This is a genomic window from Olivibacter ginsenosidimutans (assembly GCF_039542865.1).
GTDB lineage: Bacteria > Bacteroidota > Bacteroidia > Sphingobacteriales > Sphingobacteriaceae > Olivibacter > Olivibacter ginsenosidimutans.
Genome location: NZ_BAABIQ010000038.1, coordinates 108,290 through 134,916, shown reverse-complemented (window position 1 = coordinate 134,916; position 26,627 = coordinate 108,290). Strand labels below are relative to the sequence as shown.

Below are 26,627 nucleotides of genomic sequence, written 5' to 3'. Positions count from 1 at the left end.
CCATAAAATTAACCATACAAATTTAAATAGATGTTTAGAAATCCAATCGGTCATCAATCTTTTTCTCATCTTCCCTTGGATTTTCATATTGGTATTTGCCGCAATCAAGTTCCCGCTGTAATCCACCTTCTGGAAGTTCAAAGTCGGCTTGACTATATTTTAACGATTTATCTGCATATACTTTTTGCATGTAGAAAGCAAACATGGGAAGAGCTGCATTAGCTCCCTGTCCTAATCTCGTTGAACTAAAATGGATGCTCCTTTCTTCCGCTCCTGTCCAAACACCACTCACCAGCTGTGGTGTAATACCGATGAACCAAGCATCAGAATTGGCTTGGGATGTACCAGTTTTCCCGCCTATCGGGTTGGTTAGTTTATATTTCCAGCGTAAACGTCCTCCAGAACCTTGCGTAACGACTCCCTTCAACATGTCTACCATAACATAAGCCGATTGGTCGTTCATCACTACCTTTACTTTTTTGGTATGTTCATAAATCAGAGCACCATTTTTATCTTCAATACGTAAAAGATATATCGGTTGTGTCCATACGCCATGGTTGACGAAGGCTGAATAGGCACCCACCATATCGTAAACCGATGCATCGAATACCCCTAAACAAATAGAAGGATAGGACGGTACATCTGTAGTGATTCCCATATTTTTAATGAGGTTAGCAACATTTTGTGCACCGACACGTTGGATCACATCTGCAGTAGCCCAGTTCTGCGAATTTGCTAAAGCTGTTTTTAACGTAATAGGACCGGGTACCGTACTTTCGCTTCTTGGTTCCCAACCATCTACATTGATTGGGGTATTAGGTACTTTAAAGCAAGGCGAATAACCGTTGTCAATAGCCACTGCATACGTAAAAGGTTTAGCCGTTGACCCTGGTTGCCGGGCACCCATTTTCACCTGATCATATTTATAATGGGTAAAATTAATCCCACCTACCCATGCTTTTACATAACCCGTTTGGGGTTCCATAGACATCATCGCATTGCGTAAAATGAGCTTGTTGTATTTGATTGAATCTAAAGGGGTCATGACCGTATCCAATTCTCCCTTCCAACTAAAAATGGTCATTTTTGTGGGAGTATTGAAGCTCTTTTTAATTTCGTCTTCCGACTGATCGTCCTGTTTTAACCATCGGTAACGATCAGACTGTTTGACAGCACGATCTAATAACGGTTCCAAACCCTTGAAAGGATCTCGTCCTTTGTATTCGCTCATCAAGGTGGCTTGTAGGTCTTTCATCATTTCCTTTTGTGCTTCCTCTGCATAGGTCTGCATTTTGGAATCAATAGTCGTGTATATTTTTAGTCCGTCACGATCCAAATCGTAGGGTGTACCATCCGCTTTAGTAATAGAAAGCTTATTAAAAATATTTTTAATGTCATTCTTTAAAACTGCACGTAAATAAGGAGCGATTCCTTCGCCATATACATTAGGTTTGAAAGAAAGTCCAAGTGGTTTTTCTTTATAGTTAGCAGCTTGTTCGCTGGTAATAAAGCCAGCCTTTCGCATATTATCCAATACCGTATTGCGGCGTCTGATCGAGTTTTGTGGATAACGGATAGGCGAATAAATGCCCGGGCCTTTTAACATTCCTACCAAGACCGCAGCTTGAGGAGCCGTTAGCTGGCCCGGAGTGGTGTTAAAGTAGGTTCGGGCAGCAGATTTTATACCATAGGTATTATACGCCCCAAAGTCGACTGTATTCAAGTACATCGTTAAAATTTCTTCTTTGGTATAGTTGCGCTCCAGGCGTACAGCAATAATCCATTCTTGTAACTTTTGAATGAAACGTTTCGAAAAAGAATGGGCTCTACCTTCCTCTTGAAAGAGATTCAAGGCCAACTGCTGCGTGATGGTACTGGCCCCTTGTTTTTTACCAATTAAGTTATAAAAAAGGATGGTAAATGTTCGTTTAAAATCAATGCCTGAGTGGGAATTAAAGCGAACATCTTCTGTTGCAATAAGCGCTTGAATAAGCGCCGGTGAAAGTTCTTTATACGTGACATTTGATCGATTTTGTACATAGTAGGTGCCTAATACCGCACCATCAGCGGATATGATCTCAGAGGAAAGATTGCTTTTAGGATTTTCTAAATCCCTAAATGAGGGAAGTTCTCCAAATAGACCCAATCCAACGCAGGTCAAAAACAAAAATCCTAAAATGATCAGTCCTATAAACAGCTTCCAAAAGTTATAGGTATAACGCCTAATATCCGTATTTGTTAGTTTGTTGTTGTTTTTTTTGGTATTGCGTTGCATGTATGTGATGCCTAGAATTATTTTTTAGTATATGTTACTCTTATGCTCATCCATTATGATAGATTGCTTCGATGTCGCGTCAAATTTCCTGCCAAAGCTTCCCGTGATAACGTTTTAATCTGCATACAAAGGTAACCCTCTTTTGTTAAACTTAAAATCTAAAAATTTCTCTATGTTTGTACCTATGGCAGAGAAAGAGCGGAACGCTTATATTTATTATACTGGGTTAGGTTTCCAAATGATTGCTACTATTGGCGTTTTTGCCTATATCGGATATCGGATTGATCGTTCAAAATCCGGCGAGGCTGGATTGTTTACTGCAATATTTGCTTTAATAGGTGTTTTTATCAGCTTAATCAGCACCATTCGGTCGGTAACGAAGCGGTGAAGGAGCGCGTTATCTTTGCCCATTGCGGTATCCTGATAACGTAAAATTATTACGCATAACGCATAACCCATAACGAGCATGTCTTTACCCCGTTTTACCATTTATTACATCGTATATGGTTTCATGTTGGCTTTATTAGCAAGGGTAATTGCTTCTTTATTTCCACAACGAGAAATATTAGCTAGCAACTTTTGGCAAGCTTTTGTCTTTTTGTTTTTGCTGACGTACATCGCTTATATTGTTGCCCATAATGGGATGAAACGAACGGCCCAAGCTGGTGTTATGGCCGTTATGGGAAGCATTGTGTTAAAGCTTTTAGTCGCCTTATCATTTGTTCTGTTTGTTTTAATGAAAACAGCTGTAAATCAATTAGTTTTTGCCTTAAATTATTTTTCTTTATATTTATTATTTTCACTCTTTGAAGTTATGTGTTTGTTACGTAACTTGCGCAACCAAAATAAAAAGTAAAAATCAGGGAATAAATGAAATTTAGCCACTTTTTGACTTCAAAAAAAATAGGAATACTTGCATTTTTCGCCGTTTTCTTCTCCTTTTTGAATGCCAATGCCCAAAATCATGATCAACATCAATCGACTGATTCCACAACTGTAGCGTCTCCTGAAAATAGCCATGTAGCGCAACACGATGAAGGAGCGTTTGAGATCACCAGCTTTATCTTCCACCATATCAGTGATTCGCATGAATTTCATTTTTGGGGTCATGGAGACAGCTGGACAGGGTTGTACTTACCCATTATTCTCTATACCAATAACGGATTGGTGTGCTTTAGCGCTAAAGAATTTCATTTAAATGATGATGGTAGCGTTGTGGTTGAAAAAGATGGGATGCGTTTTGCTCGGGCTCATGGTAAAATTTATTATGCTGCTGACGAACCAGAACATGGCAGTTATGTGCATCACGAAAAAAATAGTGCCGGAGATGAAGTCATTACCAATGCCCGTCCGTTGGATTTTTCGATTACTAAGAATGCGTTTACTGTATTACTTTCGGTCGTATTGTTAACGATTATATTTTTAAGTGTAGCCAAGGGATACAAAAAAAGAGAGGGAAGAGCACCTAAAGGCTTACAGTCTTTTATGGAACCATTGATCATATTTGTGCGGGATGAAATTGCACGTCCAAACTTAGGACATAAATATGAACGATATATGCCCTATTTGTTAACGGCATTTTTCTTTATTTGGTTCAATAACGTTTTAGGATTAGTTCCGTTTTTTCCTGGTGGAGCAAATGTTACAGGGAATATTGCGGTAACCATGGTGTTGGCATTGATTACCTTGGTGATTATTCTATTTAGCGGGAATAAATATTATTGGGGCCATATTTTCAATCCACCAGTGCCTTGGTGGTTAAAACCCTTGATGATTCCAGTTGAAATCTTTGGGATCTTTACCAAGCCATTTGCATTAATGATCCGGTTATTTGCGAACATTACTGGAGGGCACATTTTGGTGTTATGTATTCTTTGTTTAGTATTTATATTCCGTTCGTTGGCGGTTGGGCCAGTGTCTGTTGTGTTTGTACTATTCATTAGTATCATTGAATTACTGGTGGCTTTTATCCAAGCCTTTATATTCACTATTCTATCCGCTGTATTTATTGGAATGGCTATAGAAGAACACGTTGACCATTAAACACATATAAACATTATTGTTAAACTATATATAAATTAAATTAAAATGACTGGAACATTAGCTGCAATTGGAGCAGGTTTGGCTGCAATCGGTGCTGGCCTTGGTATTGGAAGAATCGGTGGTTCTGCAATGGAAAGTATCGCACGTCAACCAGAAGCTACTTCAAAAATTCAAACTGCGATGTTGATCGCTGCAGCCTTGATTGAGGCGGTTGCGTTATTCGCGGTAGTTGTTTCTTTGATTGCAAAGTAGCAGGAAACAACAGACAATTAAAAGGTCTATTTTCGGGGTTGCCGCTTATAGACCTTTTTACAGGCGTTTTATATCAACGATAAATTCTAAAGTAATTTAATAAAACATAATATGGATTTACTCATTCCTGAAGTAGGTTTACTTTTTTGGCATACTATTGCATTTTTGTTTCTATTATTTATCCTAACCAAATTTGCGTGGAAGCCGGTCATGAAAGCTATCGGTGAACGTGAACGTTCCATCGAAAATGCTTTGGATGCTGCTGATAAAGCGAAACAAGAAATGGCTCGTTTAACCAATGAAAATGAAGCGTTATTAAAAGAAGCTCGTGCAGAACGCGATCTTATCTTGAAAGAGGCTAAAGAAATAAAAGAGCAATTGCTGAAAGACGCAAAGGATCAGGCACAGAAAGAGGGGAGTCGGATGATTGAGAAAGCACGTATTGAAATCAATAATCAGAAGGCTATTGCTATGGCCGACGTTAAGAATCAGGTATCGAAGCTTTCTATAGACATCGCTCGTAAAGTATTGCAACACGAATTAGCTGACCCATCAAAACAAGAAGCATTGGTTGGCCAGTTATTAAAGGATGTAAAATTAAATTAATCGCGGCTAAGCCAGCATATTCATAAACTATATGTCAGAATTTAAGGTTGCATCCCGATACGCTAAAGCATTGTTAGACTTGTCGATCGAACAACAAGTGTTGGATCAGGTGAAGCAGAATGTGGAGGATTTTATTAGCGTCGCCAAGAAACATAGTGAGTTGCGTGCTGTTTTAAAGAATCCTATTGTTAAGCATGATAAGAAGAATAATATTCTGAAAACCCTCTTCGGTAATCAGTTTCAACCCGTATTGATTGGTTTCTTTACCTTGATGGTGAATAAGGGGCGTGGTGAAATTTTATTTGGTACGGCGCAAGAATTTATTCGGGAATATAATGAATATAAAGGTATCGTTATCGCACGGGTAACTTCCGCGGCACCGCTATCTGAAGAAAGTAAGGCTGCTTTGAAAGAGGTCATCAAATCATCCACTGGCCATGAGGTTATTTTGGAAAATCGGGTAGATTCGAACCTGATCGGTGGTTTTGTTGTAACCGTAGGAGATCGGCAGTTAGATGTCAGTATCGCAGGCCGATTGAATACATTAGATCGTGCCTTTCATGCTTAATTGCATTAACACGTTTATATATTAATCAATAGAAAAAGAATTTAAAAATCAAGATAAAATGGTAGAGGTAAGACCAGATGAGGTATCGGCAATTTTACGAGAACAATTGTCGAACTTTAAATCAGAAGCCGAACTGGAAGAAGTAGGTACGGTACTCCAAGTGGGTGACGGTATTGCTCGGGTTTATGGCTTGACTAAAGTTCAATCGGGAGAATTGGTTGAATTTGAAAACGGATTACAGGGTATTGTACTAAACTTAGAAGAAGATAACGTAGGGGTAGTGTTATTAGGTCCTTCGGATGAAATCAAGGAAGGTGATACCATTAAACGTACCAATAAAATTGCCTCTATCAATGTAGGTGAAGGCCTGTTGGGTAGAGTAGTTAACACCTTAGGACAACCTATTGATGGTAAAGGCCCTATTACGGGTAAGACCTATGAAATGCCTATTGAGCGTAAAGCACCAGGTGTTATCTACCGTCAACCTGTAAATGAACCTTTACAAACGGGTATTAAAGCTATCGATGCCATGATCCCCATTGGTCGAGGCCAACGGGAATTAGTGATCGGTGACCGTCAAGTAGGAAAAACGGCTGTTTGTATCGATACGATATTAAATCAGAAAGAGTTTTACGATGCTGGCGAACCAGTTTATTGTATTTATGTAGCTGTTGGACAGAAAAATTCTACCGTGGCGAATATTGTGCGTACATTGGAAGAAAAGGGAGCTTTGGCCTATACCGTGATTGTTTCTGCTTCTGCTGCCGATCCAGCACCTATGCAATTTTACGCACCAATGGCTGGAGCTGCTATTGGAGAGTTTTTCCGGGATACCGGTAGACCTGCATTAATTGTTTATGATGATTTATCAAAACAAGCGGTTGCTTATCGTGAGGTTTCTTTGTTATTGCGTCGTCCTCCTGGTCGGGAAGCTTATCCAGGTGATGTCTTTTATCTACACAGCCGTTTGTTAGAGCGTGCAGCTAAGATTAATGCATCGGATGAGATTGCGCGTAACATGAATGACTTGCCAGAATCCATTAAAGGTATCGTAAAGGGAGGCGGGTCATTAACCGCTCTTCCAATTATTGAAACCCAAGCTGGAGACGTTTCTGCTTATATTCCAACAAACGTTATTTCCATTACTGATGGACAGATTTTCTTGGAGTCTAATCTTTTCAACGCAGGTGTCCGCCCTGCGATTAATGTGGGTATTTCGGTGTCTCGTGTAGGAGGAAATGCGCAAATTAAATCCATGAAGAAAGTTGCTGGTACATTGAAGTTGGATCAAGCACAGTTTAGGGAATTGGAAGCCTTTGCTAAATTTGGTTCAGATTTGGACGCTGCAACTAAAGCAGTATTGGATAAAGGGGTGCGGAACGTGGAAATCCTTAAACAAGGACAATTTGCTCCAGTTCCAGTAGAAAAGCAAGTTGCGATTATCTATGCTGGTGTTAAAGGTTTGTTCCGTAATGTACCCGTAAATAAGGTAAAGGAATTTGAATCAAATTACCTACAGCAATTAGAGCTACGTCATCCAGAAGTACTGAAAGACCTGAAAGCAGGTAAGTTTACAGATGACATTACAGCAGTTTTGGATAAAGTAGCTAAAGAAATAGCTGCGAGCTACTAGAATGGTTGCGCGTTGCGAGTTGCCAGTTACGAGTTTTCTTATCATGTAAGACTTATAACGTACTCACAACGCACAACGCACAACTTTTATAATATATGGCTAATTTAAAAGAAGTAAGAAATCGCATAGCGTCTGTTAGTTCGACGCAGCAGATCACAAGAGCCATGAAAATGGTGTCTGCCGCTAAATTGAAACGTGCTACAAATGCAATCGTTCAATTAAGGCCTTATGCGGAAAAGCTGAAAGATATATTGGCTAATTTATCGGCGTCTGTAGAAGGGACAGCCTCACCTTATATGGCTGTACGCAAACCTAAGAAAATTCTATTGGTTGTCGTGACATCCAATAGGGGATTAGCGGGCGCATTTAATGCTAATGTCATTAAAGCTACCAATCTATTAATTGCAGAGAAGTATAGTGAGCAGCACAAAAAGGGCAATATTAAAATCATTGCTATAGGTAAAAAGGGTCAGGATTACTATAAAAAGAATAAATACGATGTGTTGGGTAACCACACCGAGCTATTTGCCAACTTAAACTTCGAGCATACTTCTAAAATTACGGATGTAATCATGAAGGGATTTTTAGCTGGTGATTTTGACCGGGTAGAGGTTATTTATAATCAGTTCAAAAATGCGGCAGTTCAATTTTTAAGAACCGAGCAATTATTACCTTTGGTACCTACTACGCATGAGGTAAACCAACCACAAACTGCGGTAGATTATATCTTAGAACCTTCAAAAGAAGAGATTATCCAAGAGCTCATCCCAAAATCTATCAAAACACAACTTTATAAGGCTGTATTAGATTCTCATGCATCGGAACATGGTGCGCGGATGACGGCAATGGATAAGGCTACGGACAATGCTGGTGAATTGTTGAAATCACTGAAGTTATCTTACAATCAAGCCCGCCAAGCTGCTATTACAACAGAACTTACGGAAATTGTAAGTGGTGCTGCTGCGCTATCTAATGGTTAAGCAGTAGTCGTTAGCAAAGAAATATTACCAGAGTCCTCTTGCTAGCCGGCAAGAGGACTTTTTTTTTCGAAACCTACTTGAACGTGAGGTTAAACTATTCATATAGACTTCCGTCTAAATTGATAACTAATACCACACGATATGCCTAAAAAACTAGCCTTATTCTTGCTCTTCTGTTTTCCTTTTTTTAGCCCTGCCCAAATGAGAAATCCAGTTCTGGAAATGGAGATAGGTGGTTCTTTGTTTTTAGATGAAGGAACCCGTGATGTTTTTCCTGCGGGTATAAATCTGTTTTTGGGACCGAAATGGGTCTTAGGCATGGCGGAAAAATTTTATGTAAAGGGTTCGGTCGGTATGAAGTGGTATATGCATTCCTTACCAGATAATTATTTAGAACATCTTGGAACTATCCGGATAGGACCAGAATTTCAATATCAAGCATTTTCGGTGGAAAATGTCGTGTTTTTTCCATCTTTAAAGATTGACTTTGCCTGGTGTACCAATTTTGATACCGAAGGTGGGGTGGCAGAAGCATTTAGCGATGATCCCGCTTATGTCGTTGCAGAACGGTACTTGCGCGGATGGGGGATAGGACAAGAGCTTGGTCTAAAGGCAGTCTTTAAAGATAAATGGTTTCTTCGATTAAGTTATGAACGGTTGCAACCGAGATTTAAGGTGCTTAATAAAACGCTCCAAGGTGATTTAGGCAAAGATTTTATCGATAGATCATCTAAAAGTTTAGACTTAAATACAGTAAATCTGAGTATAGGTTTCCATATGAATTGGGACTGAGTAAAGCTTATTTTGTTATTTTTGTAGACTTGCAGATCAACGCAATTTTAACTAAGTTTGCATGCGAGTAGCGATAAGGATCGCTACATGTTAAGGTATACTTAACGATGCATCAAAAAAGATTACTATGGCAAACTCAGTAGAACCCAGACCACATGTTAGCACAGATAATAACGCTAACCAAACGCATTATTATGTAACGTTAGTTATCGCTGTAGCTTTTGGCTTAGCAGGTACTTTCTTCCGTTTCCTTCAAGATTCTTTCTTGTTTACTTCCATTTCCAATATTTTATTGATCATTGGATCTTTTATTGGTATCCGTACCGTATTCCGGATCATAAAATAAATGCGAAATATATAAATAAAAAAGGCGTGAAAAGTAGTTCGCGCCTTTTTTCATTTTAGTACATCTCGGTTGACTCGTATCGTATAGTAGCTAGCATGAATTATTATTTAAATCCATATTTCATAGTAGTTCGTGTGCTAATACGGATGCTAGATTAAATCAACAATCCTATGGATAAAATCATTAAATCGTTTTTATACATCATTCTTTTTAGTACATCTGCGGTATTTGGTCAGGATTATGAAAAAGATTATACTACTGCAGTTTTATGGCAACAGCACGCCGGTGAATACCGAGCCCTTTGTTTTCAAGCGTATAATTATGCACGCTTAAGTTTAAATGAAGCATTAGAAAAACGCTCGGAAAAGCCAAGATGTATTGTAGTTGATATTGATGAAACGTTATTGGATAACGCTCCGCAAAGTGCTTATGCTATCTTATCTAAGAAAGGCTTTGACTTGGCTGAATGGAAGCGTTGGACTTCCTTAGCAAAAGCCGATACGGTTCCTGGAGCCTGTAGTTTTCTAAAATATGTTGCTTCCAAAAAGGTTCAGGTATTTTATGTCAGTAATCGGGATCAAAGTGAAAAACCAGCGACGATAGAGAACCTAAAGAAATTTGGATTTCCTGATGTGGATGAAACACATCTATTATTTAGAGATTCGACATCAAATAAGCAAGCCAGAAGGGATTTAATTGCTCAGACACATCAAATTATGCTATTGATTGGCGATAACTTAAGTGATTTTTCAACCGTATTTTATCAGGAAAAAGACCATGTTAAAGCAACAGTTGAACGCATGGCTCATTTGTTTGGTACGCTTTATATTATCTTACCGAATCCGATGTATGGCGATTGGGAGCAGGCCTTGTATAGAAAAGACAAGCGGCTTACAGAGGAAGAAAAGGCATCGTTAAGGGAGCAACAATTAATTTCTTTTTGAGCCGACGATTTTTTCATTAAACTAAGGTTACTAACGATTGTCTAAGTGATGTGCAATGTGCTTGATGATGGCTTGTTGAGCTAAAAACTTTTATGCCTATTCAATCGTTTTATATGCATTAGCTTGTGGTAAAAACCGTCAAAGCAGCGCGTAAAATAGTTAATAACTGGGCAGCAAAATGCCATAAAATAGGATTCAAATGAAAGCTAAATCTATTTTATTACTCCTTTTCTTTTTGGGGATGAATATGGCCTTACTAAAGGCACAAGATAGTGTACAGCATATCCAAAAGCTCGAACTAGCCAAGAAAAAGAAAAAAACATTTTCGGTGAATAGACGTGATTCTACGTTGGTCCTTACCATTGATACCCTAATTATGCAAGATAAATCATCATTAGCTTTTTTCGGTAAGAAAAAGGTGCGTTTAACCGTAAAGTATGCCGAAATACCGAAGCAGGCATATATTATCGGTACCGATAGTAAAAACAATGGATCAGATATGCAGCTGGATTTCCGTTTTGGACAACTAGGCGCCTTATATGTATTAGCAGGAGGACAGGACGCCAATAATGGTACGCGTACTTTTCCAAATGGAAATGGAGGCAATGTAGTGTTACGTTACGACAAATCAGGCATTATCCCTCAACAAGAAAATAAAAACAAGCCCAATTACGTGTTGATTGATACTAAGGCAGGTGGTTACCGGGTTAATCCGCAATCCGATTTGCGCAACATTTATTCGCAGATCGGTATGGGCATACGTTCCGGTAGTGGGCGAATGGGCGGTGTACCGCAGGGACAAATTTATTCTGGATCACCTGGAAAAGATGGAAAAAGTGAAGTCGAGGGGTATTAGGTGGTGGTTGCATTGAAACAAATCAGCAAACTTTTGATAAAAGTTATCTAAAAAGGGTTCCGTTATTTGTAGTGGGCACTGATTTAAACCAAAAAGTTAACGCTAAAAGAATCTCCCATCAGGTTAGAGTATAGGCAGGTGTTTTTATGGGATCGTTTTTAGCTCTACCGCGCAAATCAGTAAGACAAAAAGCATATGATGACCATTAAAACTAAAATCTCTTTCTTTTTTTTTAGCTATTTAATTACGTTCGGAATCGTACCCTGTACATGGGCAAAAGATATACCAAAACCTGGTGAAAGACCTAATATTATTGTCATTCTGGCTGATGATTTAGGTTATTCTGATATTGGCTGTTATGGAGGCGAGATACAGACTCCTAATCTCGATCGGTTAGCCAAGCAAGGCCTGCAATTTACACAGTTTTACAATATATCAAGGTGCTGTCCTTCACGGGCATCGTTATTGACAGGGCTTTATAACCATGATGCCGGTATAGGCGATATGACCACCCCCCAAGATAGTAGTGGATATAGGGGCTATATCGGCAGAAATGCGGTAACAATTGCCGAAGTGTTAAAAGAAGCGGGATACCATACTGCTATGGCAGGTAAATGGCATGTTTCCAATACCCTTACCCAGGCCAATCGCGAAGAGCAGATGAAATGGCTAAATCATCAGGCAGAACATCCACTTTTTTCTCCGCTGGATCAATATCCGACACAGCGGGGTTTTGAGCAGTTTTATGGTACAATATGGGGAGTGGTTGATTATTATGACCCTTTTAGCTTAGTTGAAGGAACAACTCCTGTCCAATCGGTTCCAAAAGGTTATTACCATACTGATGCCATAAGTGATAAGGCTGTATCTTATATTCGTGCATTGAGCCAATCCGACCAACCTTTCTTTCTATACGTTGCCCAGAATGCCCCGCATTGGCCTGTACAAGCACTACCGGAAGACATAGCCAAATATCAAGATACTTATAAAATAGGCTGGGAGGCCATTCGAGAGCAACGTTATCAAAAAATGATACAGCTGGGATTAATTGATTCTACCAAAACCAAACTTTCACCTCGATATCCCGGTGAAATAGATTGGACCAACAATCCCGATTCCGCTTGGGATGCACATGCCATGGCTGTACATGCAGCTATGGTCGACCGGATGGATCAAGGTATTGGTCGTATTTTAAAAGCCCTGGAAGAAACAGGCGAGCTTGATCATACACTTATAGTCTTTTTAAGTGATAATGGAGCAAGTGCCGAGTCGTCTGCTGGATACGGACCGGGTTTTGATCGACCTGGACAGACACGCGATGGGCAAAAAATTTCTTATGCAACGGACAAAAGCGTTCTTCCAGGGCCACAAACTACGTTTTTTTCTATTGGGCAAAATTGGGCAAATGTAGCTAATACACCTTATCGCTTATGGAAATCGCAATCTACTGAAGGAGGCGTGCATACACCCATGCTGGCCTTTTGGCCTAATGGTATTCAAAATCCGGGTACGAAAACCGATCAAGTGGGGCATGTAATGGACTTTATGGCAACGTTTATTGAACTCGCGGGGGCCAACTATCCAACAAGCTATAAGGGAAATAAAATTACGCCGCTACAGGGTATAAGCTTAGTTCCCGTTTTCGAAGGAAACAATAGCGTAGGTCATGAGGCACTATTTAACGAACATGAAGGAAGTAAGTATGTTCGCTATCAAAATTGGAAATTAGTGCAAGCTATTCCTGATCAGCAATGGCATTTGTATAATTTGGCAGATGACCGCACAGAACTAAATGATCTCGCTGGAACTTACCCTGAAAAAGTAAAACAATTAAGTGCTATGTGGAATCAATGGGCAAAGGAGCACCATGTGTTGCCAAAACCCGGGCGGAAGAACAAAAAGAAATAGATCATGGGTTTTCAACAGAAGCGATCCATTGCATGTGTATGCATGCTGCTGCCTTTAATGCTCTGCTTTTTTCGGGCGACAGCCATGGTGCAGGTAAAACCGAAAGAGAAGCCTAATATTCTCGTTATTTTGGCAGACGATATGGGCTATGCTGATATTGGTTGTTATGGAAGTGAAATCCATACACCGAATTTAGATCAGTTAGCGGCAACGGGTATTCGTTTCAGGGAATTTTATAACGGTGCACGGTGTTGCCCTAGTCGGGCATCCCTAATTTCTGGATTGTATGCGCATCAGACAGGAATTGGACACATGACGAATGATCCAGAAGATAGCACAAGCTTTCAATACCATCTACCAGCCTATCAAGGATCGTTAAATTTCAATTGCGTTACCATAGCTGAAGTATTAAAATCTGCGGGGTACCAAACCCTAATGTCAGGAAAATGGCATCTGGGATATCATGATAAAAACAAATGGCCTTTGCAACGGGGTTTTGATAAATATTTCGGTATTCTGGCCGGAGCAGCAAACTACTTTCACCCAACGGGAGGTAGAGGATTGACGTTATTGAATGAACAAGTTGAACCGAAAGGTGATCATTTTTATATAACTGATGCCTTCACGGATTATGCTATTCAGTTTATTAAAGAGCATAAGGAGCAAAATGAGCAACCCTTTTTTCTATATTTAGCGTATACCAGTCCGCATTGGCCTCTAAACGCATTACAAGCCGATATTAAGAAGTATCGCGGAAAATACAAACAAGGATGGTCCGCACTTCGGAAAGAGCGCTTTGAACGGATGAAACAATTGGGTGTACTCCCCGCAGACGCTATCTTAACACCTGATGATGGTGCCGATTGGGATAAGTTAAGTCCAGAAAAGCAAGATGAAATGGATTACCGTATGGCCATTTATGCGGCACAGATAGACCGTATGGATCAAAATATCGGAAGGGTTATTGAAACCCTGAAAGCTTCAGGCGAGTTAGACAATACAGTAATATTTTTCCTTTCCGATAATGGTGCATGTGCCGAAGGGGGTATCTTAGGAGCTGGAAAGAAAGCGCTATTGGGTACGGAGGGGGGATATTTTCTAAATTACGGGCAATCATGGGCTAATGCTTCTAATACACCATTTAAGAAATACAAACACTGGGTCCATGAGGGTGGAATAGGAACACCGCTTATTGTACATTGGCCAGATGGGATTCCCACGGTAGAAACAGGTAAATTCGCTAATCAATATGGTTTTTTGCCGGATATTATGGCTACTATTGTTGATGTGAGCGGAGCAAGTTATCCATTACACTATAAAGGGAATGCTATTTCACCGATGGAAGGTAAAAGCTTATTGCCGGTTATAAGAGGGAAGGAAGAACCGATACATCGTGAACCCATTTTTTGGGAACATGAAGGGAATGCTGCTGTCCGCTTGGGTAATTTAAAATTAGTTAAAGAATACCATCCATCTGGTGAAAGTCACTGGGAACTTTATGATCTAGCACAAGATCGTTCAGAAATGCACGATTTAGCTGCTGACATGCCTGATCAGGTTAGAGCAATGTCGGAGGCGTATAATCAATGGGCAGCACGCGTAGGGGTGGTATCATTTGATAAAATCAGCGCGATTATTAAACAAAAGCAATTGGATAAGCAGCAGAAAAAGCAACATTAGGTTACTTGAGTGATGAAACCATATAAATTATTTAAGCTCGTATTCGTTGTTTACACTTGTATAAGTTATGTACAAGCTCAAACAGCAACAAAACCCAATATTATCATCATCTTGGCTGATGATTTAGGCTGGGGAGATGTTGGTTATCATGGCAGTGCCATAAAAACACCGCATATTGATCGCTTATCAAAAGAGGGAATTGAGTTGAATCGATTCTATACAGCTGCCATCTGCTCACCAACCCGAGCAGGATTAATGACAGGGCGTTATCCCGATCGCTTTGGTTTGCGTAGTTCGGTTATTCCACCTTGGTCGACATTCGGCGTAGATACTGGTGAAGTATTTTTACCGCAATTACTTGCAAAGGCTGGTTATAAAAACAGAGCTATTTTAGGGAAATGGCACCTTGGACATGCGTTATTGGCTTACCATCCGCTAAACCGAGGTTTTACACATTTTTACGGCCATTTAAATGGAGCTATCGATTATTTTACACATATGCGTGAGGGAGAGTTGGATTGGCACAATGATTTTGAGGTAAGTCATGATCAAGGGTATTCTACCGACTTAATCACCGATGAAGCGATTAAAAATATCACGAGTTATAGTAAAGAATCGCCATTCTTTTTATACATTGCGTATAATGCGCCGCATGGTCCTTTACAAGCGAAGGAAGAAGATTTGTTAACATATGGTTATGATGCGCATAAACCCACCTTTGGTCAAGCCGGTAAAGGTGAAAAAGGCAGAGGAAATACGAAAGAGCAAACCTATGCTGCGATGGTTAGTAATTTAGATGAAAACATTGGCCGTATCCTTCAAACACTGAAAGATCTTCATATTGATGAGCATACTGTTATCCTATTCCAAAGTGATAATGGGCCAGCACCGAATGAAGCAGGCTCAAGTGGCGTATTAAGAGGGACCAAATTTACTGAGTGGGAAGGAGTACGGGTTCCAGCTATTATTAGATGGCCAAAAGGATTTCAGGGAGGCTACAGGAGCAATCAAGTAATGGGATATGTTGATGTTATGCCGACCTTATTAGCTATTGCAGGAGTAAAAAATCAATCGGAAAGGGAATTCGATGGAATGAATATGTTACCGGTGTTAAAAGACCGCACAAAATCGATAGACCGCACATTGTTTCTTGGTTCAGGCGCAATAATTAGTCATGATTGGAAATTAATTGAAGCTTCGGATAAAAATCCAAGTATGAAATTAACAGCCGATCAACTTTTTCGTATTGATCAGGATGTATCGGAAAAAACCAATGTTTCGAGTCAATATATATCCGAATATCAGCAGTTAAAGAAAGATTTAGTACCCTATAATGCCATTAAACCCAAACATGTTGTACCTGCTTATGAAGCGGGACGAAAAGGCTTTGTCGCACCTAAGGAATGGAAAATAGAAAAATAATAAGCAGCAAACATGAACGATACCATGAATCACTACCAACTTAGACATATCATTTGCGTAGGTATATTGATATCCATTTTTTCTTTTACGATGGGTTTAAGCATGAAGGCCTATGCGGATGGACCTGTAAAACCAAGCCAGCAACCCAATATCATCATTATTTTGACCGATGACATGGGTTTTAGTGATATTAGCGCCTTTGGTGGAAATTTCGTGCCTACACCAAACATCGATCGAATGGCCAAAAGTGGCATGAAATTTACATCTTACTATAGCGCTGCCCCTATTTGTTCACCCTCTAGAACGGGCTTATTAACCGGAATGTATCCGGCCCGATGGAATTTTTCAACCTTTCTAGATACAAAAAAGCATAACTTGAATGCACAACAGGCTGATTTTCTTGATCCGAAAGCTCCATCCATTGCGCGCTTTTTTAAAAGCGCAGGTTATCATACTGGGCATTTCGGGAAGTGGCATATGGGAGGTGGTCGGGATGTAACCAACGCTCCGGGTTTTGAACAGTATGGCATTGATGAACATGCTAGCACCTATGAAAGTCCAGATCCTGACCCGCTTATCACGGCTACCAACTGGATTTGGTCAAAGCAAGATAGTATTAAACGTTGGGATAGAACAAAATATTTTGTGGATAAAACCTTGGAATTCATGAAGAAACATAAAGGCGAGCCTTGCTTTGTTAACTTGTGGCCAGATGATATGCACACTCCATGGGTGCCCCGGACGGAAACGGAGTATACCGGCAAATTTCCGATAAATCCAGAACAAGAGGAGGCCTTCAAGCTGGTACTTAAAGAATACGATGTCCAAATCGGCCGCTTGTTTGATGGTTTAAAAGAATTGGGACTCGATGAGAATACAATAGTGATTTTTACCAGTGACAATGGGCCATTACCCAGTTTCCGCGGGAGTAGGGCAGGAGGTCTACGGGGCTCAAAGCTCTCCCTTTACGAAGGGGGAACGCGCATGCCGTTTCTGATCAGTTGGCCTGGACACGTTCCGGCAGGTAAGATGGATGAAACCTCTGTAATAGATGCGGTTGATTTGATACCTACTTTAGCAAAGATGGCTGGGATTAAATTACCCAAAGATTATAAAGGAGATGGCGTAGATCGGAGTGCGCTGTTTTCTGGTAAACCGTCATCTCGAAAACAGGATATGTTTTGGGAATATGGGCGTAATGACATTGCCTTTGCTTATCCAAAAGGTAGGGATAAAAGTCCGAACCTAGCCGTTCGGTCTGGCGAATGGAAGCTATTGATGAACCACGATGGAAGCGATGTGGAGCTGTATAATATTGCAGAGGATAAAAACGAAACGCAAAATCGGGCAGCTGAACAACCCAAAGTAGTAGACAAATTAAAGAAAAGGCTGTTGAGTTGGTGGGAGTCCATGCCTAAAAGGACAAACTAATGCACTTTTGCAGGTTTGTATAACAAGGGTGGATTCATTACTTTCGTTTTATGGAAAAAGCCGCTGCTATACAACCCTTAATAACTAATGATGCCGTAGTTTTTGGTTTGCTAATGATCATATTGGCATTGATTTTTTATACCTCCTCTTTAAACCATCGTTTTTTTAAGGGGTTATATGCTGTCTTACCAACGATCTTGTTATGCTATTTTATACCGGGTTTACTCAACTCTTTTCATATCATTTCGGGAAGCCAATCGAAGCTGTACGATATGAGTTCCAATTATTTATTACCGGCTTGCTTGATTTTATTCACGCTGAACCTCAATTTTAAAGAGTTATGGAAACTCCGAAAAAAAGCTGGAGTCATGTTTATTACGGGTAGTATTGGTATCTTATTGGGAGGACCCTTAGCGCTCTGGCTGGTATCGTTAGTTTACCCACAAGTTACCGGTGGAGAGGGCGCAGACGCCACCTGGCGGGGCTTAGCGGCATTGGCGGGTTCTTGGATTGGGGGAGGGGCCAATGAAGCGGCATTATATAGCATTTTCAAACCGTCACCCGAGCTTTTTTCAGCCATTATTGCCGTAGATGTTTTTGTAGCCTATGGCTGGATGGCCTTTTTACTTTACGGAGTGGGTAAAAACGAAGTTCTTAACCGTTTTTTTAAGGCTGACAATCAAGTAGTAGAAGAACTCCAACAGCAATTGGAAGCTGAGCAAAAGGCAAATGCGCGCATACCGGAAACCAAAGATCTGATCGTCATGATGGGCTTGGCATTCGGTGCTACGGGGCTAGCCCATTTTTTAGCGAACCCGATTGCTGATTGGATCGCTTTGCATGCTCCCGCTTTGGATAAATTTAGTTTAACCTCTTCTTTCTTTTGGGTTATTTTAGTCGCTACCTTTCTGGGTATTTTGCTTTCCTTTACCGGTGCGCGACGATTAGAACATGCCGGTGCTTCCCGCGTAGGCTCCGTTTTTTTATACGTATTGGTAGCTACCATCGGTATGCAGATGAATATTTTCGCCATCTTAGGTAATCCCGCCTTGTTTTTAGTCGGGTTAATTTGGCTATCGTTTCATATTCTTTTGCTGGTTATCGTAGGTAAGTTGATTCGAGCACCTTATTTCTTTCTCGCTGTAGGAAGTATGGCCAATGTCGGAGGTGTCGCCTCATCGACCGTTGTTGCGGCAACCTTTAATCCATCGCTGATTTCCGTTGGTGTAGTGTTGGCCGTGCTGGGTTATGCGATTGGTACCTACGGAGGTTATTTGTGTGCCATTTTGATGCAGTGGATATCGTAATGCGGTTAATGATGCAAAGCCGCTTGTGTTAGCATAATGAAACGGTATATTTTCATTTCATTGCAAATGTGGTTATTCTATGATACATATGATACAAATGAAATGGATTGTAAATGCTTATCTTACTCTCCGTAGATTATCACTGGCCTGAAGGATTTTGTTTCTTAATGTGGGGTCTAAGTGCTGATGAGCGTTTAAATAGTGTTCAACAATAGCATAAGCTTGTTTTGAATGGTATTGACCGACGGTGTTTACTAACCATGCTTTTGGAAAGAAAATGTCGCCCGTTCGTTGGATGTCTTCGACAAGCTCCAAGGCCGTGGGCAAGTATTTGATGGCTTGTTTTTGTCGCAAGGGATGATTTAGGTTGGCCAGTGCCTCCAGCACCCATGATTCTTTTTCTCGGTTTTTAGGATTCCTTAAGGTATTGAAAAATTGATTCCGAACCTGCTCGTCGGCGGCTAAGGCAGGTAATAGAAATTCAAACTGTCTTCTTTTGTCAGGATTCTGAATCCTTTCTCCGGTTTGTTTTAATATCGTTGCAGCTTCTGGATGTTGATAAATCGCTAAATTGCTTGCCAGCTTAACGGTATCATCCACATTCAGCCTCAATCCAGGGACTACAAGCTCTTTTTTCCAGATACGATACAATTTTTCCCTTTCATTGGATGGGTAAGCAACCGCACAGAATAAGTTAAATGCTGATTTTTTGCTGTTGGACGAAGCGGAACCTTGCAAGACTTTCCATAGGGTTTGCGCAATAATGGTCTGGAAGTGCTGGCGTTGTGCATCATGGAGAAAAGTCCAGAAAATGGTCTGTGTATAGCCTGTGATTAAACGGACTAAAAGTTCATTTTTTTCGGAGTGGATGGCCTGCAAATAAAGATTTAAGGTTTCCTCCGGATTTATACTGCCATTTAACATCGCTTCATAGGTATTAATGAAGCTATAGGCTCTTGCTACATCATCCTTTAAAGTAGGGAAGATGGCTAAATCAGCAGCTTTTACCGGAAAAACGCCATAGCCTAAACCTTGGAAATTATAAAGGATATGGGCTGGCTTTGGAAGTCCGATAGCAGATTTTACCGCTAAGGATGCACCGTCCATTTTTATAGGAAGCAGCTGTATGGAATCTGGATATAGAAGGGCGATGTCAAATTGCTGTGGCCATATCTTAGCACTGCCATCTTCTGCCTGTTGCTGAATTGTAAAGGACTGAATACGGTTCTTTTCGTCATACGTTACCCGATCACTAAAAATAGGTCTGCTGCTTGCATTCACCCAAACTTCACTCCAATTTTTTAAATTTTCGGTTGTTTCTTCATCCCAAAGAGCAATCAGGTCGTTCCAAGTAGCATTGGCATAGGCGTATTTTTTTAAATAGCTTATCACCCCTTTTCGGAATTTTTCCTTTCCCAAGAGTAACTCCAATTGGCGCATCATGATCGGTGCCTTATCGTAAATGATGTTTCCATAAAGTGATCCAGCATTTTTTAGGTTATCCAAGGGTTGCCGAATGGGATTGGTACCTAAGGTACGATCTTCGCTATACGCACTGGGATAATGATTAAGGAGGAAAACTAAGTCGTGATTAGTTGTTGGGAATGCCGGATTGACAATTTTATCGGCCATGAAATTGGCAAAGACCTCCTTCATCCAAACATCATTAAACCATTGCATAGTCACCAAATCGCCAAACCACATATGTGCTGTTTCATGGGCAATTAGTTTTGCTCGATTCAATTCCTCACTTGCTGTAGCGGTTTCATCCAAAAATAGTGAGGATTCTTTATACTGAATAGCTCCTACGTGCTCCATACCTCCATATTGAAAGGCCGGTATACTCGCAAAATCCAGTTTTTGAAAAGGAAAGGGAGAAGCGGTATAATCTTTCAAGTACGCAATGGCTTGCCGATGCAGCTTAAATAGTTGCGGTATACTATTTTTTATTTTCGCTGTATCTGTTTCGCGGTAAAGCATATGCATATTTAACCTGTCCGAAGTATCGCTGGCTTCACTGAATTTTCCGGCAACAAAAGAGAAAAGATAGGTGCTGATTTTAGCGGTAGGTTCGAAGTCATGTTGCGTTAATATACCCTTGTTTTCCTGTTTTACTTCGGCTGCCCCAGCCAATACCTTCCAATTGTTTGGAGCCGTTATGCTTAATTGGTAGATCGCCTTTAAATCAGGTTGGTCGAAACAGGGAAACAACGTGCTTGCGCGATCAGGAACGAGCAAGGTATATAAAAAATCTTCGTTCCGGTTTAGGGATAGTTCTCCAGCTTTAAATTGGATATGAATGGTGTTTTTCCCCAAGTTTAAATGTTCAGTCGCTACAATAAGATGTTCCTGTTCATGCTTAATAGCAACCTTTTTGCCATTGACCTCTAACGAAACTAAATGATCGGTGCCTTCATTAAAGTCCATATACAAAGGATGTTGTATAGCATGAATCCGTACTTCAACTACTTCCTCTGCCAGAATGGGATCCTCCTTTTTTACAGGTATGGTGAAATGGAGTCGGTAAATAATGTCTGAGAGCTGTTTTTTTCGGTAGTTGGCCAATTCTTTAGCAATACCTGGATCCGGCATCTTGGATTCAGTCGTGTTGGTGTCATTTGTTCCGTGCTGTATACAGGCACTTAAACCAGAAATGAAAAAAAAGAGGTAGATTTGTGCACATTTGATTTTACGTAAAGTCATGGCTCATGATGGATCTTTACGAAAATACAAATATTCGATATATTATTGTCAAATTGATCCTATTCGTTTTACCTTATTAGAGGTGTATATACTTAAGTAAAAAAGAATTTTATGTCGTTAAGAAAATTATCCTTAGTCATTACCATACTTTTACTTTCTTTACAGCTACATGCACAAGATTATAACAGTTCTACTTATGATTACAAATCGGTTAGTTTAGGGATTGCTGTTTCGCCAAATATCAATTGGTTGCGGTATGGCGATTTCGATGTAAAATCCAGTACAGCAAAAATTGGATTTAATTACGGATTAGTTGCCGATTTTGCCTTTTCTGAAAACTATTATTTTTCAAGCGGGTTGTTTATCGATAATTTACGGGCACAGTCAGAAACGTATCAAGACGAAACTGGCGGCAGTGGTGCTTTTTTGACCAATAACTACAAGCTGCAATATGCCACTATTCCTTTAGGCGTTAAATTGAAAAGTACCCAACGGTATTACCGAAGTTATTATGGTCAATTTGGATTTACGCTTGGTGTAAAGTTAAGTGCTAAACAAGAAATAATGAATGGAGATCGGGTTATTGTACAAGAATACGATAATATGAAGGGAGGCGCTGATATTTTACGATTGGGATTGCAGGTAGGTGGTGGAATAGAATGGTTATTGGATCATAATCTGCGCTTTATGACGGGGCTTACCTTTAATAATGGCTTTACCAATGTGCTTAAACATGGAGGAGCAAATAATTCATTTGTGGCTTTAAATTTGGGTATACTGTTTTAAATGATTAAAGACGAAGCGAACATGGTTATAGCGATAGCCCAAATAAATTACCATATTGGTAATTTTCAAGAAAACACCCATAAGATCATCACGACTATAGACCAGGCAAAAGAGGCTGGCGCCGACTTAGTTGTATTTCCGGAAATATCCATTGGCGGTTATTTAGCCAAAGATATGTTTCGGTATGCCACCTTTTTGGATGCCTGTGAAGACAGTATTGCCCAGATTGCTGTACATTGTCAGCAGATCGCTTGTATTATTGGTGCACCTGTACGAACGAAACGAAATCATGCCAAACAGCTTTACAATGCTGCGCTGTTTATAGCCGAAGGTCAAGTGCAGCATAGCATTCATAAGACCCTGTTGCCTGATTATGATGTGTTTGATGAATATCGTTATTTTGAACCTAATGATACCTTCCAATGCATATCCTATAAGGGAATAACTATAGCACTGACGATTTGTGAAGATTTATGGCGTAGCGATTTATCTTCCATCTATACAAAAGATCCGATGCGGGAATTGGTTAAGCAAGATCCCGATCTCATGATCAACATTGCAGCGTCTCCGTTTTCTGAAGATCACTTTCGCACCCGGCAAGCAGTGGTGAGAAACCATATTAATGCCTATAAACTGCCTGCATTTTATGTAAATACGATTGGCGCTCATGCAGACATTATCTTCGATGGCCGATCGATGGTGTTTGATCGTGAGGCTACTTTAGTGGATGTATTGGCGGCCTTTCAGGAAGACCTGCGTTATTATAGGCTAGTGCATAAATCCATTACTCCGTTGCAGGAGCCTACTGCTGTTACCGAACTTTCTTCTATAGCGCGTGTACATCAGGCACTCGTATTGGGTATACGTGATTTCTTTGCCAAATCTGGTTTTAAAAAGGCAATATTAGGACTCTCTGGAGGTATAGATTCGGCGGTTGTCGCGGCTTTGGCTTGCGAAGCCTTAGGACCAGAAAATGTACTATGTGTATTGTTACCATCGGTTTATTCTACGGAGCATTCTTTAAAAGATGCGCTGGATCTCGTGCAGGCTACTGGCTGCCTGCATGAAATCGTTCCTATAAAAACAATAACCGAAACTTTTGATACGGTGCTTGCACCGGTATTTAAAGGAAAAGGAATGGATATTACTGAAGAAAATATACAAGCTAGAGTTCGAGCGGTTATTTTAATGGCTATATCCAATAAACATGGCTATATTTTGCTGAATACATCAAACAAAAGCGAAGCGGCAGTGGGTTATGGTACTTTGTATGGGGATATGGCTGGCGCGCTGGGGGTGATAGGTGACGTATTCAAAACGAAGGTTTACGAATTGGCGAATTACCTCAATCGAAACGGCGAGATCATACCTAAAAACACGATTACTAAAGCACCGTCGGCAGAACTTCGACCCGATCAGAAAGATTCTGATTCTTTACCCGAATACGCCATTTTAGATGCCGTTTTACATCGCTATGTAGAACTGGAATGGAGTGCAGCAGCAATCATAGCGGATGGTTTTGAAGAGGCGTTGGTAAAGCGGGTGATTAAACTTGTTTCTAGTGCCGAATTTAAACGTTATCAGGCGCCGCCTATTTTAAGGGTAACCCGAAAAGCCTTTGGTTCTGGCCGGGTAATGCCTCTGGTCGCTAAGCATTAGCGTGCTGTTATGTGTTAATTGTTCATTATCAGTTAGTTGTATCGGAGTCAATGAATAGTAGTTGCGATCCTCGATAGTCAATAGTCAAAAAACGTTAAATTTTTCTAATGTGTAGCAGATTGGCATTAATTTCGTTATTTTTACATAAAACACGGAGGGTTAAATAACATGAAAAGCAGAGGATTATTGGTAGCATTGGCAGTCATTATAGTAACTGCTTGCTCGCCCTATAAATATTATACCCTGAAAAGCAACCAAGGTGATTTTTCAGCCTATAAAACGTATGCCTGGTTACCGGGCCTAGATTCCTTATCTAAATCGTATTACAATAATGCTATTGCAGAAGAAAATATTTACCGTTCTGCAGATGAAGCGCTAAAAGCGCGTGGATTAACACGGGATGAAAGTAATCCAGACCTATTATTTCGATATAAAGCCATTGTGAATAATACCAGTAGAACCGTTTATGCACCTATGTATGGCGGTTGGGGCTGGGGCTGGGGTCCATATTGGGGATGGGGTATGGGTGGTGCCGTTGGAAGAGAGCGTTTTCGTGCCGGACACATCATCATTGAAGCCATTGATGCCAAAACAAAGAAGATTGTTTGGCAGGGTAGAGGAAGTGGTGAAGTGAGAAGCCCTGAACGTGCGGTAAATGATTTGCCCGTAGTGGTACAGAATATCATGAAACAATATCCAGTAATGGCGCAAAAATAAAGATTTAAGTGATCGCAAAAAGGCTCATGCTGTAAAAGGTGTGGGCTTTTTTATTTTATGAAAGGAGTGTTCGGGTTTTCAGGTAAACTTTCCGTAGTTATTTTATTGCTGTCGCCGTAGAGTGCCGACTAATAGTACCAAATATACCAAACATCCTATACAAGCTACATAGGCTATATAATCGCCTGTTGCGGTATAAAACGTAATAGCCTCATTTAAATTGATATCAGCTTTTAAGGCTGCAGGCTCCCACCACTTGGTTTTTGCGACAATATCCCCTCGTTGATTGATAAAGGCGGAGATACCGGTATTGGCTGATCGGGCTACCCATCGGCGATTTTCAATGGCTCTTAGCTTGGCATAATCCAGGTGTTGGCTTTTGCCTGAAGTATTCCCCCACCAAGCATCGTTGGTTACGATAGCAATAAATTGAGCGCCATCTTTCACATATTGTGCAACATAATTGCCCCAAATGGATTCATAACATATAACCGGAGCTGCGCCGATACCACTTTGTGCATAAAAAACCGTGGGGTGTGCTTGTCTTCCGTAACTGCCGGTACTTCCACCGAAAGCTGCAAATAGTGGTTTTAGAAAAGACAAGGACGCAAAGGGCAATTGCTCTACTCCGGGAACCAGTTTTGATTTGTGATAAAACTGTACTTTGGATGAATTATCAATCAATACTGCGGCATTAAAAACATCAATGTATTTAGACAAACGCTCTAATTTTTGCGCAGAAGGAGTGGCTAACGTATCATAAATCAGCATTGATTCAATACCGGATAACACGTTACCGTTTCGGTAATCATCCAAAAATTGACGTATATCCAAATAATTGGTATTACTTCTAATTTCTTCTTCATTAACGCCGGGAGGCCTTTCCGGAATGGCCGATTCCGGCCAGATAAAAAATTCGGTATTGGATTGTGCTTTTGTTCGCGAAAGTGCTATGAGTTGATCGACTTGTTCGGTAATCGGCATGGTCCATTTGGCATAGGGGTCGACATTCGGTTGCACAACGACCACATTCGACGGATTGACATGCTCTTCATAAGTGAAATAGCGGATAAGCGACAGGGCGCAGGGAATCAATACGAGTGCGGCGAAACCAGCGATCGATTTAGGTAATACAAGGGGTTCTTTAAGCAAAAGCTTTTTTCGCAATAGTAGGAAAAGTAGAACATTACACAACCAAATCCATAGTGTGCCGCCATATACCCCTGTATATTCATACCATTGAATGAGTTGATGAAAATTCGCAAAGCCATTGCCTAAGGTCATCCATGGGAAAGCCAGATCCCAGCTTTGATGTAGGTATTCATAACTCATCCAAAAGCAAATCAATCCAACTAGACTGACTATTAGGCCATAACGCTTTCGTAATTGTGCATATAATCTAAAGGCTAAAGCCATGAGTAAAGCGGCTAAACCAAAGGGAATGAGTGATATGAAAACAGCAATATAAGCAGGCATTACGGCGCTAATCGCATTATACACCCAATAAATAGATGCCGTATTCCAAAGAAAACCCGTACAAAAAGCTAAACCGAAAATCTTGCGTCCACGTTTTGCCGTTCCGTCGAGGATAAGTTGTTCAACCGCTAGCAGTAAGGGAACAAAAGCTACTAATAGTAAGGGAGCAGTATAAGGAATAGGTGGCCAGCCTAACCATAATAGGAATGCACTGAGAAAGGCTAAACGATAAGAGTTTTTCAC

General features: G+C 40.4%; 23 protein-coding genes. 20 read left to right on the top strand and 3 right to left on the bottom strand.

Annotated features, from left to right (window positions below):
* Positions 1–34: 34 nt before the first annotated feature.
* Positions 35–2,275 (bottom strand): transglycosylase domain-containing protein, encoded by a 2,241-nt coding sequence (locus ABD930_RS14135; protein WP_345232383.1) that lies wholly within the window; start codon positions 2,273–2,275, stop codon positions 35–37.
* A 172-nt stretch (positions 2,276–2,447) separates the two neighbouring features.
* On the opposite strand from ABD930_RS14135, the gene ABD930_RS14130 reads away from it, so the two are divergent.
* From ABD930_RS14130 to ABD930_RS14050, 17 genes are all read left to right on the top strand, one after another.
* Positions 2,448–2,663, top strand: a complete 216-nt coding sequence (locus ABD930_RS14130) for an AtpZ/AtpI family protein (RefSeq protein WP_345232382.1) — start codon at positions 2,448–2,450, stop codon at positions 2,661–2,663.
* A 78-nt stretch (positions 2,664–2,741) separates the two neighbouring features.
* Complete coding sequence (locus ABD930_RS14125; RefSeq protein ID WP_345232381.1) at positions 2,742–3,131, top strand: hypothetical protein; 390 nt, start codon at positions 2,742–2,744, stop codon at positions 3,129–3,131.
* Between the two features lie 14 nt (positions 3,132–3,145).
* Positions 3,146–4,318, top strand: a complete 1,173-nt coding sequence (gene atpB / locus ABD930_RS14120) for a F0F1 ATP synthase subunit A (RefSeq protein WP_345232380.1) — start codon at positions 3,146–3,148, stop codon at positions 4,316–4,318.
* 45 nt (positions 4,319–4,363) lie between these two features.
* Positions 4,364–4,570: an ATP synthase F0 subunit C gene (gene atpE / locus ABD930_RS14115; protein WP_345232379.1), complete on the top strand. Its 207-nt coding sequence runs from the start codon at positions 4,364–4,366 to the stop codon at positions 4,568–4,570.
* A gap of 111 nt (positions 4,571–4,681) precedes the next feature.
* Positions 4,682–5,176, top strand: coding sequence for a F0F1 ATP synthase subunit B (locus ABD930_RS14110; protein WP_345232378.1), 495 nt, complete (start codon positions 4,682–4,684; stop codon positions 5,174–5,176).
* A gap of 31 nt (positions 5,177–5,207) precedes the next feature.
* Positions 5,208–5,744, top strand: a complete 537-nt coding sequence (gene atpH / locus ABD930_RS14105) for an ATP synthase F1 subunit delta (RefSeq protein ID WP_345232377.1) — start codon at positions 5,208–5,210, stop codon at positions 5,742–5,744.
* A 58-nt stretch (positions 5,745–5,802) separates the two neighbouring features.
* Complete coding sequence (gene atpA / locus ABD930_RS14100) at positions 5,803–7,377, top strand: F0F1 ATP synthase subunit alpha (protein WP_345232376.1); 1,575 nt, start codon at positions 5,803–5,805, stop codon at positions 7,375–7,377.
* Between the two features lie 95 nt (positions 7,378–7,472).
* Positions 7,473–8,357 carry an ATP synthase F1 subunit gamma gene (atpG, locus tag ABD930_RS14095; RefSeq protein ID WP_345232375.1) on the top strand — a complete coding sequence of 295 codons (885 nt, stop codon included), beginning with the start codon at positions 7,473–7,475 and terminating at the stop codon, positions 8,355–8,357.
* A 201-nt stretch (positions 8,358–8,558) separates the two neighbouring features.
* A complete protein-coding gene (locus ABD930_RS14090) occupies positions 8,559–9,149 on the top strand; it encodes a hypothetical protein (protein WP_345232374.1) in 591 nt (196 codons plus the stop codon).
* Positions 9,150–9,276: 127 nt separating this feature from the next.
* Positions 9,277–9,495 (top strand): hypothetical protein, encoded by a 219-nt coding sequence (locus ABD930_RS14085; protein WP_345232373.1) that lies wholly within the window; start codon positions 9,277–9,279, stop codon positions 9,493–9,495.
* A 170-nt stretch (positions 9,496–9,665) separates the two neighbouring features.
* Positions 9,666–10,439, top strand: a complete 774-nt coding sequence (locus tag ABD930_RS14080; RefSeq protein ID WP_345232372.1) for a 5'-nucleotidase, lipoprotein e(P4) family — start codon at positions 9,666–9,668, stop codon at positions 10,437–10,439.
* A gap of 199 nt (positions 10,440–10,638) precedes the next feature.
* Positions 10,639–11,295, top strand: a complete 657-nt coding sequence (locus tag ABD930_RS14075) for a hypothetical protein (protein WP_345232371.1) — start codon at positions 10,639–10,641, stop codon at positions 11,293–11,295.
* 195 nt (positions 11,296–11,490) lie between these two features.
* Entirely contained in the window at positions 11,491–13,203 is a 1,713-nt protein-coding gene (locus tag ABD930_RS14070; RefSeq protein ID WP_345232370.1) for an arylsulfatase, read from the top strand.
* 3 nt (positions 13,204–13,206) lie between these two features.
* Complete coding sequence (locus tag ABD930_RS14065; protein WP_345232369.1) at positions 13,207–14,883, top strand: arylsulfatase; 1,677 nt, start codon at positions 13,207–13,209, stop codon at positions 14,881–14,883.
* Between the two features lie 12 nt (positions 14,884–14,895).
* Entirely contained in the window at positions 14,896–16,305 is a 1,410-nt protein-coding gene (locus ABD930_RS14060; RefSeq protein WP_345232368.1) for an arylsulfatase B, read from the top strand.
* A 12-nt stretch (positions 16,306–16,317) separates the two neighbouring features.
* Positions 16,318–17,736 (top strand): sulfatase family protein, encoded by a 1,419-nt coding sequence (locus ABD930_RS14055; RefSeq protein ID WP_345232367.1) that lies wholly within the window; start codon positions 16,318–16,320, stop codon positions 17,734–17,736.
* 50 nt (positions 17,737–17,786) lie between these two features.
* On the top strand, positions 17,787–19,043 hold the full coding sequence (locus tag ABD930_RS14050; RefSeq protein ID WP_345232366.1) for a DUF819 family protein: 1,257 nt from the start codon (positions 17,787–17,789) through the stop codon (positions 19,041–19,043).
* Positions 19,044–19,160: 117 nt separating this feature from the next.
* On the opposite strand, the gene ABD930_RS14045 is transcribed toward ABD930_RS14050, so the two are convergent.
* Positions 19,161–21,746, bottom strand: a complete 2,586-nt coding sequence (locus ABD930_RS14045) for a M1 family metallopeptidase (RefSeq protein ID WP_345232365.1) — start codon at positions 21,744–21,746, stop codon at positions 19,161–19,163.
* Between the two features lie 111 nt (positions 21,747–21,857).
* On the opposite strand from ABD930_RS14045, the gene ABD930_RS14040 reads away from it, so the two are divergent.
* The 3 genes from ABD930_RS14040 (at position 21,858) to ABD930_RS14030 (ending at position 24,908) form a co-directional block, all read left to right on the top strand.
* Positions 21,858–22,532 (top strand): outer membrane beta-barrel protein, encoded by a 675-nt coding sequence (locus ABD930_RS14040; RefSeq protein ID WP_345232364.1) that lies wholly within the window; start codon positions 21,858–21,860, stop codon positions 22,530–22,532.
* A 21-nt stretch (positions 22,533–22,553) separates the two neighbouring features.
* Entirely contained in the window at positions 22,554–24,191 is a 1,638-nt protein-coding gene (locus ABD930_RS14035) for an NAD+ synthase (RefSeq protein ID WP_345232414.1), read from the top strand.
* A gap of 168 nt (positions 24,192–24,359) precedes the next feature.
* Positions 24,360–24,908: a DUF4136 domain-containing protein gene (locus tag ABD930_RS14030; protein ID WP_345232363.1), complete on the top strand. Its 549-nt coding sequence runs from the start codon at positions 24,360–24,362 to the stop codon at positions 24,906–24,908.
* A 102-nt stretch (positions 24,909–25,010) separates the two neighbouring features.
* On the opposite strand, the gene lnt is transcribed toward ABD930_RS14030, so the two are convergent.
* The gene (gene lnt, locus ABD930_RS14025) at positions 25,011–26,627 is read right to left on the bottom strand and encodes an apolipoprotein N-acyltransferase (protein WP_345232362.1); all 1,617 of its coding nucleotides are present in this window, start codon (positions 26,625–26,627) and stop codon (positions 25,011–25,013) included.